Origin of the sequence: Oricola indica (assembly GCF_965227485.1) — a bacterium.
Lineage (GTDB): Bacteria > Pseudomonadota > Alphaproteobacteria > Rhizobiales > Rhizobiaceae > Oricola > Oricola indica.
The window spans coordinates 779,846-795,368 of the sequence record NZ_OZ245747.1; the positions used below are offsets into that span (position 1 = coordinate 779,846).

Sequence of the window (15,523 nt, forward strand, 5' to 3'; positions counted from 1 at the left end):
TCACGGGCAAATGAAGCAAGATTCGCTGCTCGCTCCCGATACAGTCCCCGTGCTCGTCCCGACTCCGTCGGAGCGGCCCTATACCTATGCGGTTCCGCAGGGGATGCGTGTCGAGCCGGGTTCGATCGTCGCCGTGCCTCTCGGTCCGCGGCTGGTGCCGGGTGTCGTCTGGGACGCGGACCACAAGGACGATGTCGATGCGAAGAAACTGCGCGCGGTTGAACATGTGTTCGATTGTCCGCCGCTGAGCGAGGAGACGCGCCGGTTCGTGGATTGGCTCGCGCGTTACACGCTCGCCCCGCCCGGCATGGTGGCGCGCATGGTGCTGCGGGTTCCCGCCGCTTTCGATCCCGAGCCGCCGACGCCGGGGCTGCGGCGCACGGACATATTGCCGGAGCGCATGACGACGGCGCGAGAGCGGGTGATGGAAACAGCATCGGACGGTTTCGGCTGGACGCGATCCGGGCTGGCGCATGCCGCCGGCGTGTCGCTGTCCGTCGTCGACGGGCTTCTCAAGGCGGGCTCCTTCGAGGAAATCGATTTGCCGCCGGTGCCGGTCGTGGCGCGACCAGATCCTACATACGGTGCGCCGCGGCTGTCAGGCGATCAGCAAGCGGCGGCCGAAACGATCGCCGCCCCCGTCCGCGAAGGCGGTTTCTCGGTGTCGCTGCTTGACGGCGTGACCGGCTCCGGCAAAACGGAAGTCTATTTCGAGGCAATCGCGGCGGCTCTGGAAAAGGGCAGGCAGGTTCTCGTTCTCCTGCCGGAAATCTCGCTGACGCATTCCTTCCTGGAGCGCTTCCACGACCGGTTCGGCGCGCCGCCGGCGGAATGGCATTCCGATCTGGCGCCGAAGACGCGCGAACGGGTGTGGCGGCAGGTGGCGGACGGGCGCGTGCGTGTCGTTGCCGGTGCGCGCTCGGCATTGTTCCTGCCGTTCTCCGATCTCGGACTGATCGTCGTCGACGAGGAACACGACCCCGCCTACAAGCAGGAGGAACGCGTCGTCTATCATGCGCGCGACATGGCCGTGGTGCGCGGCCATATCGGTGGTTTTCCCGTCATCCTGTCGAGCGCCACGCCATCGGTGGAAACCCGGTACAATGCCGAGACAGGGCGGTATCGCCACGTGAAGCTGTCACGGCGATTCGCCGAGGCCGCCCTGCCGGAACTCGCCACCATCGATATGCGCCGAACGCCGCCGGCGCGCGGCAAGTTCCTGTCGCCGCCGCTTGTGAAGGCGGTCGGCGCGGCGGTGGAGCGTGGCGAGCAGGCGATCCTGTTCCTGAACCGCCGCGGCTATGCCCCGCTGACACTTTGCCGGGTTTGCGGGCATCGTTTCGAATGTCCCGACTGTTCGAGCTGGCTCGTCGAGCACCGGTTCCGCGGCCAGCTTCTGTGCCATCATTGCGGCCATCACGAGCCGGTTCCCGAGGCGTGTCCGGAATGCGGCACACTCGATCATCTCGTCGCCTGCGGGCCGGGTATCGAGCGCATCGCGGAGGAAGTCGTCGAAGCCTTTCCGGATGCGCGCGCCATCGTCCTCTCGTCGGACATGCTGGGCGGCGTGAAGCGGCTGCGGCTCGAACTCGAGGCGATCGCAAAGGGCGAGGTCGATATCGTGATCGGCACGCAATTGGTCGCGAAGGGGCACAATTTCCCGAACATGACGCTGGTCGGCGTGGTCGATGCGGACCTTGGCTTGGCGAATGGCGATCCGCGTGCCGCCGAGCGGACGTTCCAGTTGTTGAGCCAGGTGACCGGCCGCGCGGGGCGAACCGGCAAGAAGAGCCTCGGTCTGATCCAGACCTTCCAGCCTGAGCATCCGGCGATGCGCGCCATCGTGTCGGGCGATGCCGACGCCTTCTACGCCAACCAGATCGCCGAGCGGGAGCGCGGTCAACTGCCGCCATTCGGCCGGCTTGCCTCGATCATCATCTCGGCCAACAGCCGCGCCGAGGCGGAAAATCATGGCCGGGCCCTGCGCGCCGCCGCGCCGTTCGGCGAAATCATGGTGCTCGGCCCGGCCGAAGCGCCGCTGGCGCTGATCCGGGGCAGGCATCGATTCCGCATCCTGGTGCATGGGCCCGAACGCGCGAACATGCAGGCTTTCCTGCGCGCCTTGATCGCCAGTGCTCCGCGTCCGCGCGGCTCGGTGCGCGTCAGCGTGGATATCGACCCGCAGTCGTTCCTTTGAGAGTGCCGTTCAGGATGTGATGAAGCGCTCCAGCTTGCCGAGCGTCTGGTAACCCAGTTCCAGGGCGCCGAAGCCCTTGGCCTGCTGGAATTCGGCCGCGGAGCTGAACACCATGCCAAGCGTGACTTTCGTCGCCCCGTCCTGATCCTCGAACGAGGCCCAGGCATCGGCATGTTTCGGTCCGTTTTCTCCCCACAGCAGGGCGTAGCCGAACCGTTCCTCGGGCCGGACCTCGTTATAGAGGTGGTGGTTCGGAAAGACCGTGCCGTCGGGGCCGATCATGTCGAACACCCATTCGCCGCCCTCGCGCAGATCGATCCGCTGCGTTCGACAGGAAAAGCCTTCCGGTCCCCACCATTGCGGCAGCGTTTCGGGGTTCATCCATGCGCCCCAGACCACGGACCGGGGCGCTTGAATGACCCGCTGCAGCACCATGGTTCGCTCGGCCACGCCGGCAAGATTGTCCAGCCCGGCTCCGAAGCCCTCGCGGTAGCCGGCTTCCATATCCCCGGCCAGCGAGGAAAGCTGGACCGTTACGACGAGCCGGGTGCGGTCGCCGTCGCCGGAGACAGCGGCCGTCACCAATGCGGCCGACTGCGTCGCTCCTTCGCACGAGATCACCTCGTAATTCACGCTGGACGCAGTCGGCTCCAATGCGAGCCAGCCGATTTCGCAACGGAAATCGGGCTGTCCGGCGACCTTGCAGAGCGATATCTCCCGGCCGCCGACCCTGGTATCGGCTTCAAGGAACTCCACGGTGACCGAGGGCGATGGCGGTGCCCAGATCGCCCGCGCGGCAGGGGCAGTCCAGGCTTCCCAAACGGCGGTTGGCGGTGCGGCGATGTCGCGCTCGAATGTCAGGGTGGCAAAGTCGCGGGTCGTCACATCAATTCCTTCGCGTAGGCTTCGAGCTGTGTCGCAACGGTGCCCCAGCCGTCGTAAAAGCCCATGTCCTCATGCGTCTTGCAGCTGTCGGGATTGCGATGCCGGGCGATCGCCGTGTAGGTCGTGCCGCCGTCCGGCGCATCCGCCAGCAGCAGGATCGCGGTCATGAAAGGATCGGGCGCGGGCTTCCAGCCCTCCGTGTAGGCATCGGTGAAAACGAGCTTCTCGCCGTCCACGATTTCCAGATAGACGCCCCGGTTCTCCATCACCTGGCCTTCGACATCGAATGTCGTGTCGAACTTCCCGCCGACCCGCAGATCGATATCCACCGCTGTCACCTTGTGCGGGAGAGGGACGAAGAAGTGGGGAATATGCTCCGGCTTCGTCCAGCATTCCCAGATCAGCCGCCGTGGCGCCGCCAAGGTGCGGGTAAAGCTCAGGTCGGTATTTGGGTCGAGGTCCGGTTTCACGTTTCGCGTTCCTTCATCAGAGTCATCACATAGGCATCGAGGCGGTCGAGCCGCGCCTCCCAGATGGCCCGCTGTTCGTCGAGCCAGCGGCGGACCGGTTGAAATGCCTCGGGCACGATGGCGCAGGTGCGCACCCGTCCATCTTTGGACGTGGTGATCAGCCCCGCTTCCTCAAGCACCGAGAGGTGTCGCATCACGGTCGGCAACTTCAGGCCCGTCGGCTCTGCCAGTTCCGTTACCCGTGCAGGCGCTTCGGCGAGCCGGGTGAGCATCGCCCGACGGGTTGGGTCGGCAAGTGCGTGGAAGAGCGGCGAAAGATCGACATCATGCTTAGCCATGTCGCTAACTATCATCCGGTGGACGAGCGCGCAAGAAAAACTTCGTCGATCGGCTAAGTAATGTGGTGAACGGTCGGGACCGAGCGGTCGGTGGTCACGGCGCTATCGGGAAAAAGCTCGCAATCAAAAGTGGCTACGGATCGCGCGCTGGTCGCTTCATCCTCACGCCCGCGCGCTGCGTCCCCACCGGATGCGGCCCCAGGCGCGTTCGTGCAGGAAATAGACTCCGATGCTCATCAGGCTGGCGGAAAAGGCGAGCGTGAGCGCTCCGCCGATCGAGCCGGTCTGCCAGAATCCGAGTGCGCACATCGAGATGAGGCCGAGGATTTGCCAGGTGACTGCCTTGGCGATGGTCCGGATTTTCGTGTCCATTTGCTGTTGCTTTCGGTTCGGGGTTGCATCAGCGACCTAGGCGTCCGGGGCAATGACGGCAATTTGGTATTTTCGAAACTATTTTCGCGAATGTTGATAATAATCACCATGAGCGGTAATTATCCAGCATGCGCAAGCAAGAACGGGCAGACCTCTTTCGAAAACGCGTCAGCGAACGCATGGCGGCGAGCGGTTTGTCGCGCAGCGGGCTGGCGCGGGAATGCGGAGTCGATCGGTCGACGGTCGCGCAGCTGCTGAACGGTGACGATCCGCGCCTTCCGAACGCGCATCTCGCCGCGGAGTTCGCTTCGGCGCTCGGCGTCAGCGCCGATTGGCTGCTCGGCCTGACCGAGCGCAGCGAAACCGCCGCCGACCTGCTATCGGCCAGCTTTCGCATCGCCGACGCCAACCGGACTCCGGCGGACGACCAGATCATCGCCTGGCACCGGGAAGCGGCCGGACACAAGATCCGTCACGTATCGGCGACGCTGCCCGAAATGCTGAAGACGGAGGAGGTGCTGGGCTGGGAGTACGCCGCCTTTATCGCCAAGACGCCGGAACAGGCGATGCAGTCTTTGCGCGACACGGTGGAGTGGCTGCGCGCGCCGGGCTGCGACTACGAGATCTGTGTCGCGCGCGACATGGTGGAATCGCTGGCGCGCTGCGAGGGCTACTGGAAGGGCCTGTCGCGCGACGTGGCGCGGCGGCAGATCGAGGCCATGGCGGAGACCTGCGCCCGGCTCTACCCGTCGCTGAGGGTCTATCTCTACGATAGCAAGCGCGTTTTCTCGGCGCCTGTCACGGTTTTCGGCCCCTTGCTCGCCGTTGTCTATGTCGGGCAGTTCTACATGGTGTTCCGCGAGACCCGCCAGGTGCGCGCCCTGACACAGCATTTCGACCAGCTCGTGCGCGAATCGGATATCGATGCGCGATCTGTTCCCGAAGAAATCCTGTCCTATCTCTGACGGGTGGTCTTTACCCCGCGTATCCCCGATACATATTGCGCAGGCAGAAACCGGAAAGCCGATATCGCGTCATGATCTCCATTATCCCTCCTCAATCGCCTGGCGAATGGCTGGCCTGGGCTTCGGCCCTCGTTACACTGTTTTTCGGACTGCTGTGCTTCTTCGCGCCGCGCCTTTCCTTCCGCATCATGCGGCTGAGAACGGAGGAAGGGATTCCGGAGGCGGTATCCGAGAGCCGGGCGACGATCGCGGGCTTCTATCTCGGCACGTCGCTCGTCGCGATCGCGTTCAATCAGCCCTTCGTCTGGATGGTGCTGGGCGCGGGCTGGGCCTTCACCGCGCTCGGGCGGCTGGTCTCGATCGTGTTCGATCGGGGCAACTCGTCGTTCAACTGGATTTCCATTTCCATCGAGGCGACGCTGGCCATTGCGCCACTCCTTTACGCTTTCGGAATCGTGCGCTAGGCGCTTCTTTTCGCGCCAAAATCGGCGGTTCCTGCGACAAAAGGCGGGTGCCGTCGTGTTGCACCCGCTAAAAGCATGTGCTAGACGGCTCGCAATTCGCAGGCGGGGTGCGACTGCCGTACCATGTTGCGATTCTGAAATATCAACAAGATCAATGCGTTGCGCACAGCCCATCGGCTCCGTTTTGCGTGCGCATCGAGGTTAGACAGAGAAGCGATCGCCAGTGGCCAAATCATCTCTCACTTCCGGAGTTGCCTCACGATACGCTCAATCCCTTTTCGATATCGCTTTGGACTCCGGTTCGCTGGGCAAGGTCGAGGAGCAGCTGGGCGCTCTTGAATCCCTGATCGCGGAAAGCGAAGACCTGCGGCGCCTGATCGGCAGCCCGGTCTTTTCGACCGGCGAACAACTCCGGGCGATCACCGCGATCGCCGACAAGGCCGGCCTCGACGGGGTTTTCGGAAACTTCCTGAAAGTCGTCGCGTCGAATCGTCGCCTCTTCGCCCTGCCGGGCATGATCAAGGCGTTCCGGGCGATCGTCGACGATCACAAGGGTATCGTTACTGCGCAGGTCACCAGCGCCTTCAAGCTGACCGCCGCGCAGGAAAAGGATCTGAAGGCGACGTTGAAGGACGTCGCCGGCAAAGACGTGGAGATCGACCTGACCGTCGATCCTTCGCTTCTGGGTGGACTGATCGTCAAGATCGGCTCGCGCCAGATCGACACGTCGCTTCGCACCAAATTGTCTTCAATGAAGCTCGCGCTTAAAGAGGTCGGCTGATGGATATTCGCGCCGCGGAAATTTCCGCAATCCTTAAGGACCAGATCAAGAATTTCGGACAGGAAGCTGAAGTTTCCGAAGTCGGGTCCGTGCTGTCCGTCGGTGACGGCATCGCCCGCGTCTACGGTCTCGACAATGTCCAGGCCGGTGAGATGGTCGAATTCCCCGGCGGCATTCGCGGTATGGCCCTGAACCTCGAAGCCGACAATGTCGGCGTCGTGATCTTCGGTTCCGACCGTGACATCAAGGAAGGCGACACGGTCAAGCGGACCGGCGCCATCGTTGACGTGCCGGTTGGCAAGGAACTGCTCGGCCGCGTCGTCGATGCGCTCGGCAACCCGATCGACGGCAAGGGCCCGATCAAGTCGAAAGAGCGCAAGCGCGTCGACGTCAAGGCGCCCGGCATCATGCCGCGCAAGTCGGTGCACGAGCCGATGTCGACCGGCCTGAAAGCCATCGACGCCCTGATCCCGGTCGGCCGCGGCCAGCGCGAGCTCGTCATCGGCGACCGCCAGACCGGCAAGACCGCGATCATTCTCGATACCTTCCTCAACCAGAAGCCGATCCACGACAACGGCCCGGAAAAGGAGAAGCTTTTCTGCGTCTACGTCGCCGTCGGCCAGAAGCGCTCCACCGTCGCCCAGTTCGTGAAGGTGCTCGAAGAGCGTGGCGCGATGGAATATTCCGTCGTCATCGCCGCGACGGCATCCGATCCGGCTCCGATGCAGTATCTCGCGCCGTTCGCCGGCTGCACCATCGGCGAATATTTCCGCGACAACGGCATGCACGCCCTGATCGGCTATGACGATCTGTCCAAGCAGGCCGTGGCCTACCGACAGATGTCCCTGCTGCTGCGCCGTCCGCCGGGCCGCGAAGCCTATCCGGGCGACGTCTTCTATCTGCACTCGCGCCTGCTGGAACGCGCCGCGAAGCTGAACGAGGATCATGGCGCTGGCTCGCTGACGGCTCTGCCGATCATCGAAACCCAGGGCAACGACGTCTCGGCCTTCATTCCGACCAACGTGATCTCGATCACCGACGGTCAGATCTTCCTCGAGACCGACCTCTTCTTCCAGGGCATCCGTCCGGCCGTGAACGTCGGCCTGTCGGTGTCTCGCGTCGGCTCCGCCGCGCAGATCAAGGCGATGAAGCAGGTTGCCGGCTCCATCAAGGGCGAGCTCGCGCAGTACCGCGAGATGGCTGCCTTCGCGCAGTTCGGCTCCGACCTCGACGCCGCCACGCAGCGCCTGCTCAACCGCGGCGCGCGCCTGACCGAACTCCTGAAGCAGCCGCAGTTCTCGCCGCTGAAGACGGAAGAGCAGGTCGCGGTGATCTATGCGGGCGTGAAGGGATATCTCGACACCCTCGCCGTTTCCGATGTCGGCAAGTTCGAGCAGGGCCTGCTCGCGCATATGCGTTCGGAAGGCAAGGATGTGCTTGAAGCGATCCGCACCGAGCAGAAGCTCTCCGACGAGATCGAGGAAAAGCTGAAGGCTCAGATCGACGCATACGCGAAAACCTTCGCGTAAGGGCGGACCGAAACTAGCAAACGGAACGATCCGGCATGCCTTCACTCAAGGACCTTCGAAGCCGCATTTCTTCGGTCAAGTCGACCCAGAAGATCACGCAGGCGATGCAGATGGTGGCCGCGGCGAAGCTGCGGCGCGCGCAGGAAGCCGCGGAAGCGGCGCGTCCCTATTCGCAGCGCATGGGTGCGGTTCTCGCGAACATCGCCCAGACGCTTGGCGACGCCGACGATGCGCCGAAGCTGATGGCCGGTACCGGCGCGAGCGACACGCATCTGCTGGTCGTCTGCACCGCTGAGCGCGGCCTGTGCGGCGGCTTCAACTCGTCGATTGCGCGTCTTGCCCGTGACCACGCCCGCAAGCTTCTCGGCCAGGGCAAAACGGTCAAGATCATCACCGTCGGCAAGAAGGGCTACGATATCCTTCGCCGCGACCTCGGCAGCCACATCATCGACCGTGTCGATCTGCGCGACGTCAAGAGGCTTGGCTTCTCCGACGCGGACGCGATCGGCAAGCAGGTGATCGACCTGTTCGAAAAGGGCGAGTTCGACGTCTGCACGCTGTTCTATTCCGAGTTCAAGTCGGTGATTTCGCAGTTGCCGACCGCGCAGCAGCTGATCCCCGCCTCCGCCGGCGGCGACAGCGACGCCGAAACGGGCGGCGATGCAGCCTATGAATACGAGCCGGATGCCGCCGCGATCCTTTCGGATCTGATCCCGCGCAACATCTCGGTACAGGTGTTTCGGGCGTTGCTCGAGAATTCCGCGTCCGAGCAGGGCGCGCGCATGTCCGCCATGGACAACGCGACGCGCAATGCCGGCGAAATGATCGACAAGCTGACGCTGGACTACAACCGCCAGCGCCAGGCCCAGATCACCAAGGAACTGATTGAAATTATTTCTGGCGCGGAAGCGCTCTAAGGAAAGGTAACACGATGGCAAAAGCAGCAGCGAAAAAACCGGCCGCCGTGAAGTTGGCCAAGGGCCCCGAAGGCAAGGTCGCACAGGTCATCGGCGCCGTCGTGGACGTTCAGTTCACCGACCATCTGCCGCAGATCCTCAACGCGCTTGAGACCGACAACAATGGCATGCGCCTCGTTCTCGAGGTCGCGCAGCACCTCGGCGAGCACACGGTGCGTTGCATCGCGATGGACTCCACCGAGGGTCTCGTGCGCGGACAGACGGTTGTCGATACGGGCGCTCCGATCCAGGTTCCGGTCGGCCCGCAAATGCTCGGCCGCATCATCAACGTCATCGGCGAGCCGGTGGACGAAGCCGGCCCGGTCAATGGCGAAGAGATGCGCGGCATTCACCAGCCGGCGCCGGAATATGTCGACCAGTCGACGGAAGCCGAAATTCTCGTCACGGGCATCAAGGTCCTCGATCTCCTCGCTCCCTACGCCAAGGGCGGCAAGATCGGCCTGTTCGGCGGCGCGGGCGTCGGCAAGACCGTTCTCATCCAGGAACTGATCAACAACATCGCGAAGGCGCATGGCGGCTACTCGGTTTTCGCCGGCGTCGGCGAGCGTACCCGTGAGGGCAACGACCTCTACCACGAGTTCGTCGAATCCGGCGTGAACAAGGAAGGCGGCGGCGAGGGCTCGAAGGCCGCGCTTGTCTACGGCCAGATGAACGAGCCGCCCGGTGCGCGTGCCCGCGTCGGTCTGACCGGCCTGACCATCGCCGAGTATTTCCGCGATCAGGGTCAGGACGTTCTGTTCTTCGTCGATAACATCTTCCGCTTCACCCAGGCGGGTTCGGAAGTGTCGGCGCTTCTCGGCCGTATTCCTTCGGCCGTGGGTTACCAGCCGACGCTCGCGACCGACATGGGCGCGCTGCAGGAACGCATCACCACCACGACCAAGGGTTCGATCACCTCGGTGCAGGCCATTTACGTGCCCGCCGACGACCTGACCGACCCGGCGCCGGCGACCTCGTTCGCCCACCTTGATGCGACGACGGTTCTCAACCGCTCGATCGCCGAGAAGGGCATCTACCCGGCCGTCGATCCGCTCGATTCCTCGTCGCGCATGCTCGACCCGCAGGTGGTTGGTGAAGAGCACTATGAAGTGGCCCGTCAGGTGCAGCAGACGCTGCAGCGCTACAAGTCGCTTCAGGACATCATCGCCATCCTGGGCATGGACGAGCTCTCCGAAGAGGACAAGCTGACCGTGGCGCGCGCGCGCAAGGTCGAGCGCTTCCTGTCGCAGCCGTTCTTCGTGGCCGAGGTCTTCACTGGTTCGCCGGGCAAGCTGGTCGATCTCGCCGACACGATCAAGGGCTTCAAGGGCCTCGTCGAAGGCGAATACGACCATCTCCCGGAAGCTGCCTTCTACATGGTCGGCTCCATCGAGGAAGCCGTCGAGAAGGCACAGAAGCTGGCCGCCGAGGCGGCCTGATAGGACGCCATGAGCCGTTGGGTCCCCATAGCCGAAACCGCCCTGGCGGGTGCCTTGGTCGGTTACATGATCGGGCCGGAGTCGCTCGAACAGTTTTTCGGCATGACGTTTCGCAACGGCGTCGCGTTCAACATACTCACGGGAACCGCGATCGGCGCGGTTCTCGGCCTGATCATGACCGTATCGCAAACACAGTCCGAGTGAACTGACCCATGGCCGAAGCTTTCAAATTCGAACTGGTCTCGCCCGAGCGGCTTATGGTGTCCGAGGACGTCGAGGAAGTCGTCGTCCCCGGCCAGGAAGGCTATTTCACGGTTCTCGCGAAGCACGCGCCGGTGATGGCCACGCTTCAGCCGGGCGTCATCGAGGTGAAAACCGCGGCCGGCCAGACGGAGCGTTACTGCGTGTTCGGCGGCTTCGTCGATATCCTGCCGGAAGCCTGCACGCTGCTCGCCGAATCCGCCGTCAATGTAAACGACATCGACCCCGCCGATATCGAACAGCGCATTTCCAATGCCCGTGAAGATGTCGAGGACGCCAAGGACGATGACAGCCGCTCCAAGGCGATGATGTATCTCGATCAGCTGACCACGCTGCAGGGCGCGATCCTGCCGGCCTGATATCCGGTTGCTGATTTCAGAGTACTGACACCGGCCCGCCAATCGCGGGCCGTTTTCATTTCAGACGGCCTCGAACTCCTGCGGGTATCGGACAGCGCCACGATATTTCGCGACCGCGTCAGGGACCAGTTCCAGCGCCTGGAAGGCCGGTCCCGGCCATGGCGTCTCCACATGGCTGGCCAAGTCCGATTTGAAGCCGAAGCGTCCGTAATAGACCGGATCGCCGAGAACGAAGACGGCGTGCCAGCCGTCCTGTCGCGCCCTGTCGATGGCGCGGTTGGTCAATTCGGTCCCGATCAGGAAATCCCGCCATTGCGGGTCGACGCAGAGCGGCGCAAGGGCAAGCGACTTGTCGGGGCCGTCTAGACGGCTCAGCAGGACATGGCCGACGATCATTCCATCGAGTTCGGCCACCATGGATATCGTCTCGACAGGCCCTTCGATAAGCTGGTCCACAAGTTCGGCCTCGGCTTCCCGCCCGAAAGCGCGGCGCTGGAGCGCGAGGATGGCGATCCGGTCTTCCGGCGCGCCGGTTCGGAACTTCGTCTTCTGCAGTATCATCGCGCGTCCGCTCCTTCGGCTTTGCGTTGTCCGCTTTCAGGTCGTCAGTCCTTCAATCCGATCAGTTCGCCCTGCAGCGCCAGCGACACCGCGGAGCGGGCATGCAATGCCGTCGTGTCGAAGACCGGCAGCGCGGCATTTGCGGCCGACACAAGCATGGTGATCTCGGTGCAGCCGAGAATGACGGCTTCGCATCCCGCCCACTTCATATGGTCGATGACCTGCCGGAAACGTGCGGCGGATGCTTCGTTCACCGTTCCGTGGCACAGTTCCTCGTAGATAATGCGATGGATGTCCGCGCGTTCCTCGTCGTCGGGGATCACGACGTCCAGATGGAAGCGGTTTTCCAGCCGGTAGCGATAGAAGCGCTCTTCCATGGTGAAACGCGTCGCCAGCAAGCCGACCTTCTTGTGGCCCGCGTTGACCACGGCTTCACCCGTCGGATCGGCGATATGCAACACCGGCAGGCCCGAGCCTTCCTCGATCTCGTCGGCAAGCTTGTGCATGGTGTTGGTGGCGATGACGAGGAAAGACGCGCCGCCCGCCTTCAGCGAGCGCGCCGCCTCAACGAGGATGCGGGCACATTCCCCCCATTTCCCCTCGTGCTGAAGGCGCTGGATATGCTCGAAGTCGACCGAGTGCATCAGGATACGCGCCGAATGCAGCCCGCCGAGCGCGCGATTCGCGGCGAGGTTCATCTCCCGGTAATAGATCGCGGTCGATTCCCAGCTCATTCCGCCGAGCAGGCCGATCAGCATCATGACGCCTTCGTTCCCGCCAGATGGCCGAAGGCGCGCACGACCTTCTCGTAGACCTCGCGCTTGAAGGGCACGATCAGCTCCGGCAGGTCGGCCATCGGCAGCCAGTCCCATGCCTCGAATTCTCGCTCATGCCCGTCCGGCGGCGGGTCGATCTGGATTTCACTCTCGTCGCCGGTAAAGCGGAAAGCGAACCATTTCTGCGTCTGGCCGCGAAATTTGCCCTTCAGCCCGATACCGATCATGTCGTCGGGCAGATCGTAATTGATCCATTTCGGGGCTTCCTCGATCAGCTCGGCCGACCGGATTCCGGTTTCCTCGTAGAGCTCGCGCCATGCTGCTGATTGCGGATCCTCGTTCTTGTCGATCCCGCCCTGCGGCATCTGCCAGAGCTTGGCATGGCCGGAATATTCCGTGTTGCCTTCCTTCGCGCGTTTGCCGGCCCAGACGAGCCCGTCGGCATTCAAGACCATGATGCCGACGCATGGGCGGTAGGGCAGGTCTTCCGCTTTAATCTTTTTCTTGGCCATCTCTTTGCCTATCGCGTCAGGGAGGAAACGCCGACGATCTCGAAGCCGCGCTTCTTCGCCGCATTGGCCCAGCTGGCCACGGTATCGACGGTAACCTCAAGCGCCGATCCGCTGCCGATCGCGTAGCCGGTGACTTCGGCGATCTTTTCGAGTTCCGCCAGTTTCGCCTTGATCGCCGCCGGATCGCGTGTGGCGTCAAGCGTCGCGTTTGCCGCGACATAGGGCACGTCGAGCGCGGCTGCGAGCATGCCGAGTTTCTCGCCCCCGCCGGTCCCGTCATTGAAATAGAGAAGGCCCCGCTCGCCCACTTCGCGCAGAACGGGCGTCATCGCCGCGTCGGCCGTTGCGAGCCGCCCGCCGAGATAATTCACGATGCCGGTATAGTTGGTGATCTGTCCGAGCGCCCAGCGGAGATTATCGAGGTTGTCCTGCCTTTCGGCGTTGACGGTCAGCGTGTGCGGACCGGGGTCGGTGTCGGGATATCCGAAGGGCTCCATCGGCACCTGGACGAGAAGCTCGTGGCCCTGCCGGCGCGCCTCTCGCATCCACCGTCCGAGGCTGTTGCCCTGTGGGGAAAACGCCAGCGTAATTTCCGGCGGCAGCTTTTCGAGCGCATGCAGCGTGCCCGTCTGCGACAGGCCGAGTCCGCCGATGACGATCGCGATCCGCTTGCCGCCGGCCTGAGACCAGGGCCGCGCATAGATGTCCATCGGGCGCCTGCCGTCGGACGTGCGGACGGGAAGCGCGCCCCATTCACTGTCTTCGACCGCACCGTCATCGGGAAGGTGGGCGACCTGGACCGGCTGTCCCACAGCCGCGTCGCCGGGATCGCGAATGACGATGACCTTCGGGCCGCCCTCGGAAAGCCGGCCTTCGGGAATATCAGGGCGCGGTTCCGGGATGGCGGTGGCCGTATCGCCTCCGCTGGCCGGCATTTCGCGGGGTTCACCATAAACGACTTCGACGCCCGTATCGTTACCCGGCACCGTGTCGGCGGACGCGACCGAGCCGGTGGTGCGTGAGTCGGCGACGTCCGGAGCGGCCGCGGCAATGACGATCGGTGCGGTATCGGGCAGTGTGTCGCGTTGCAGGAAGGAAAAGACGTTCAGGCCGGCCACGCCGGTGATGACGAGAGCCGTGACGAGGGGAAATCCCGGACGCGCCTTCGGGCTTCGCGCAGTCCGGCGCCTGGCCGTGGCAGCTCTTCTGCCGGTCTGTCCGAGAGGTGCGTTCAGGTCGTTCATTATCGATTGCCGCCGCGAATCAAAAGGCCACCGGAAACGGTGGCCTCTTGTAACATGGCTGTTTGTCTCTTTGGCAACGGCCTGCCTCAGTTCGGCAGGGCCTTGGCCGGATCCGGCGGAAAGGCCGGGTCGGTCTTTTCGCCGCGGATCAGCGAGAGGGCGAAGGCGAGCTGGTCATCTTCTTCGGGATCCTGCGGTACATAGGCGATGGAGCCCGAGCCTTCCTCGTCCTCCTCGTCACCCGTGATATGGCCGCGCAGATCGGACTCGCCGCGCGACAGGTCCCGACCGAGCAGTTCCTCGGGGATCGTCTGGTCGACGGAGATGTCCGGCGTGATGCCCTTGCCCTGGATCGAGACGCCGGCCGGCGTGTAGTAGAGCGCGGTCGTCAAGCGCAGCGCGCCGCTCTCGCCGAGCGGGATGATCGTCTGCACCGAGCCCTTGCCGAAGGAGCGCGAGCCCAGAACGGTGGCGCGGCGATGATCCTGCAGCGCGCCGGCCACGATTTCGGAGGCGCTGGCCGAGCCGCCATTGATCAGGACGACGAGCGGCTTTCCGCCGGTCAGGTCGCCCGGCCGGGCCGAATAGCGCCGCGTGTCGCGGTCGTCGCGGCCGCGCGTCGACACGATCAGGCCCTTGTCGAGGAAGGCGTCGGACACGTTGATCGCCTGGTCGAGCAGGCCGCCGGGATTGAGGCGCAGATCGAGCACGAAGCCCTTCAGCTTGTCTTCGCCGATCTCCTCGGTCAGCTTCTCGATGCCGTTCTGGAGATTGTCGAAGGTCTGCTCCGTGAAGGACATCACCCGCAGATAGCCGATGTCGTCCTCGGCGCGGTAGCGCACTGCCTGCACCTTGATGACATCGCGGATGACCGTGATTTCGAGCGGCTTGTCGGCGCCTTCGCGCAGGATCGTCAGCTCGATCGGGGCGTTGACCGGGCCGCGCATCTTGTCGACGGCCTGTTCCAGCGTCAGGCCACGGACTTCCTCGCCGTCGATCTTGGCGATCAGGTCACCGGCCAGAACGCCAGCCTTTTCGGCGGGCGTGTCGAACATCGGCGTGATCACCTTGACGAGTTCGTCCTCCATCGTGACCTCGATGCCGAGGCCGCCATATTCACCCTTTGTCTGGGTGCGCATGTCCGCGGCATCCTCGGCGTTCATGAAGGAGGAGTGCGGATCGAGCGAGGCCAGCATGCCGTTGATCGCGTTCTCGATCAGCTCCTTGTCTTCGGGTTCCTCGACATAATTGGCGCGCACGCGCTCGAAGATGTCACCGAAGATCGAAAGCTGCTTGTAGGTGTCTGTGCCGGCCGCATTCGCGGGCATCATGAGGCCGTTGCCGGACAGGACCAGCATCGAGGCGGCGCCCATCAGGCCTCCGGCGAACAGCAGCGATAACTTGCGCATCATTT

18 protein-coding genes are annotated in these 15,523 nt (G+C 63.8%); 9 read left to right on the top strand and 9 right to left on the bottom strand.

The window, feature by feature from the left end:
- Positions 1-10: 10 nt before the first annotated feature.
- Positions 11-2,197, top strand: coding sequence for a primosomal protein N' (locus tag ACQK2M_RS04105; RefSeq protein WP_425416744.1), 2,187 nt, complete (start codon positions 11-13; stop codon positions 2,195-2,197).
- Positions 2,198-2,206: 9 nt separating this feature from the next.
- On the opposite strand, the gene ACQK2M_RS04110 is transcribed toward ACQK2M_RS04105, so the two are convergent.
- From ACQK2M_RS04110 to ACQK2M_RS04125, 4 genes are all read right to left on the bottom strand, one after another.
- Positions 2,207-3,082 (bottom strand): SRPBCC family protein, encoded by an 876-nt coding sequence (locus ACQK2M_RS04110; RefSeq protein ID WP_425416745.1) that lies wholly within the window; start codon positions 3,080-3,082, stop codon positions 2,207-2,209.
- Positions 3,079-3,552: an SRPBCC family protein gene (locus tag ACQK2M_RS04115; protein WP_425416746.1), complete on the bottom strand. Its 474-nt coding sequence runs from the start codon at positions 3,550-3,552 to the stop codon at positions 3,079-3,081. Before ACQK2M_RS04115 ends, ACQK2M_RS04110 begins: the two co-directional genes overlap by 4 nt.
- Positions 3,549-3,890 (bottom strand): ArsR/SmtB family transcription factor, encoded by a 342-nt coding sequence (locus tag ACQK2M_RS04120; protein WP_425416747.1) that lies wholly within the window; start codon positions 3,888-3,890, stop codon positions 3,549-3,551. The genes ACQK2M_RS04115 and ACQK2M_RS04120 overlap by 4 nt, the downstream gene beginning before the upstream one ends.
- 162 nt (positions 3,891-4,052) lie before the next feature.
- The gene (locus tag ACQK2M_RS04125; protein ID WP_425416748.1) at positions 4,053-4,262 is read right to left on the bottom strand and encodes a DUF2061 domain-containing protein; all 210 of its coding nucleotides are present in this window, start codon (positions 4,260-4,262) and stop codon (positions 4,053-4,055) included.
- Positions 4,263-4,390: 128 nt separating this feature from the next.
- Between ACQK2M_RS04125 and ACQK2M_RS04130 the strand changes: the two genes are divergently transcribed.
- The 8 genes from ACQK2M_RS04130 (at position 4,391) to ACQK2M_RS04165 (ending at position 11,016) form a co-directional block, all read left to right on the top strand.
- A complete protein-coding gene (locus tag ACQK2M_RS04130) occupies positions 4,391-5,227 on the top strand; it encodes a helix-turn-helix domain-containing protein (protein ID WP_425416749.1) in 837 nt (278 codons plus the stop codon).
- Between the two features lie 71 nt (positions 5,228-5,298).
- Positions 5,299-5,691: a DUF4345 family protein gene (locus ACQK2M_RS04135; RefSeq protein WP_425416750.1), complete on the top strand. Its 393-nt coding sequence runs from the start codon at positions 5,299-5,301 to the stop codon at positions 5,689-5,691.
- Between the two features lie 223 nt (positions 5,692-5,914).
- Positions 5,915-6,472, top strand: coding sequence for a F0F1 ATP synthase subunit delta (locus ACQK2M_RS04140; protein WP_425416751.1), 558 nt, complete (start codon positions 5,915-5,917; stop codon positions 6,470-6,472).
- Positions 6,472-8,001, top strand: a complete 1,530-nt coding sequence (gene atpA / locus ACQK2M_RS04145; RefSeq protein ID WP_425416752.1) for a F0F1 ATP synthase subunit alpha — start codon at positions 6,472-6,474, stop codon at positions 7,999-8,001. Before ACQK2M_RS04140 ends, atpA begins: the two co-directional genes overlap by 1 nt.
- A gap of 35 nt (positions 8,002-8,036) precedes the next feature.
- Complete coding sequence (locus ACQK2M_RS04150) at positions 8,037-8,918, top strand: F0F1 ATP synthase subunit gamma (protein ID WP_425416753.1); 882 nt, start codon at positions 8,037-8,039, stop codon at positions 8,916-8,918.
- 14 nt (positions 8,919-8,932) lie between these two features.
- Positions 8,933-10,396 (top strand): F0F1 ATP synthase subunit beta, encoded by a 1,464-nt coding sequence (gene atpD / locus ACQK2M_RS04155; protein ID WP_425416754.1) that lies wholly within the window; start codon positions 8,933-8,935, stop codon positions 10,394-10,396.
- Between the two features lie 9 nt (positions 10,397-10,405).
- Complete coding sequence (locus ACQK2M_RS04160) at positions 10,406-10,600, top strand: hypothetical protein (RefSeq protein ID WP_223477412.1); 195 nt, start codon at positions 10,406-10,408, stop codon at positions 10,598-10,600.
- Positions 10,601-10,608: 8 nt separating this feature from the next.
- Positions 10,609-11,016, top strand: coding sequence for a F0F1 ATP synthase subunit epsilon (locus tag ACQK2M_RS04165; RefSeq protein ID WP_425416755.1), 408 nt, complete (start codon positions 10,609-10,611; stop codon positions 11,014-11,016).
- Positions 11,017-11,076: 60 nt separating this feature from the next.
- On the opposite strand, the gene ACQK2M_RS04170 is transcribed toward ACQK2M_RS04165, so the two are convergent.
- The 5 genes from ACQK2M_RS04170 to ACQK2M_RS04190 form a co-directional block, all read right to left on the bottom strand.
- Positions 11,077-11,577 carry a GNAT family N-acetyltransferase gene (locus tag ACQK2M_RS04170; protein ID WP_425416757.1) on the bottom strand — a complete coding sequence of 167 codons (501 nt, stop codon included), beginning with the start codon at positions 11,575-11,577 and terminating at the stop codon, positions 11,077-11,079.
- 44 nt (positions 11,578-11,621) lie between these two features.
- Positions 11,622-12,338: an aspartate/glutamate racemase family protein gene (locus tag ACQK2M_RS04175; protein WP_425416758.1), complete on the bottom strand. Its 717-nt coding sequence runs from the start codon at positions 12,336-12,338 to the stop codon at positions 11,622-11,624.
- On the bottom strand, positions 12,335-12,865 hold the full coding sequence (locus ACQK2M_RS04180) for an RNA pyrophosphohydrolase (RefSeq protein ID WP_425416759.1): 531 nt from the start codon (positions 12,863-12,865) through the stop codon (positions 12,335-12,337). The genes ACQK2M_RS04175 and ACQK2M_RS04180 overlap by 4 nt, the downstream gene beginning before the upstream one ends.
- Positions 12,866-12,873: 8 nt before the next feature.
- The gene (locus ACQK2M_RS04185) at positions 12,874-14,109 is read right to left on the bottom strand and encodes a divergent polysaccharide deacetylase family protein (RefSeq protein ID WP_425416760.1); all 1,236 of its coding nucleotides are present in this window, start codon (positions 14,107-14,109) and stop codon (positions 12,874-12,876) included.
- 86 nt (positions 14,110-14,195) lie between these two features.
- Entirely contained in the window at positions 14,196-15,521 is a 1,326-nt protein-coding gene (locus ACQK2M_RS04190; RefSeq protein WP_223477406.1) for a S41 family peptidase, read from the bottom strand.
- Between the last annotated feature and the right edge of the window lie 2 nt (positions 15,522-15,523).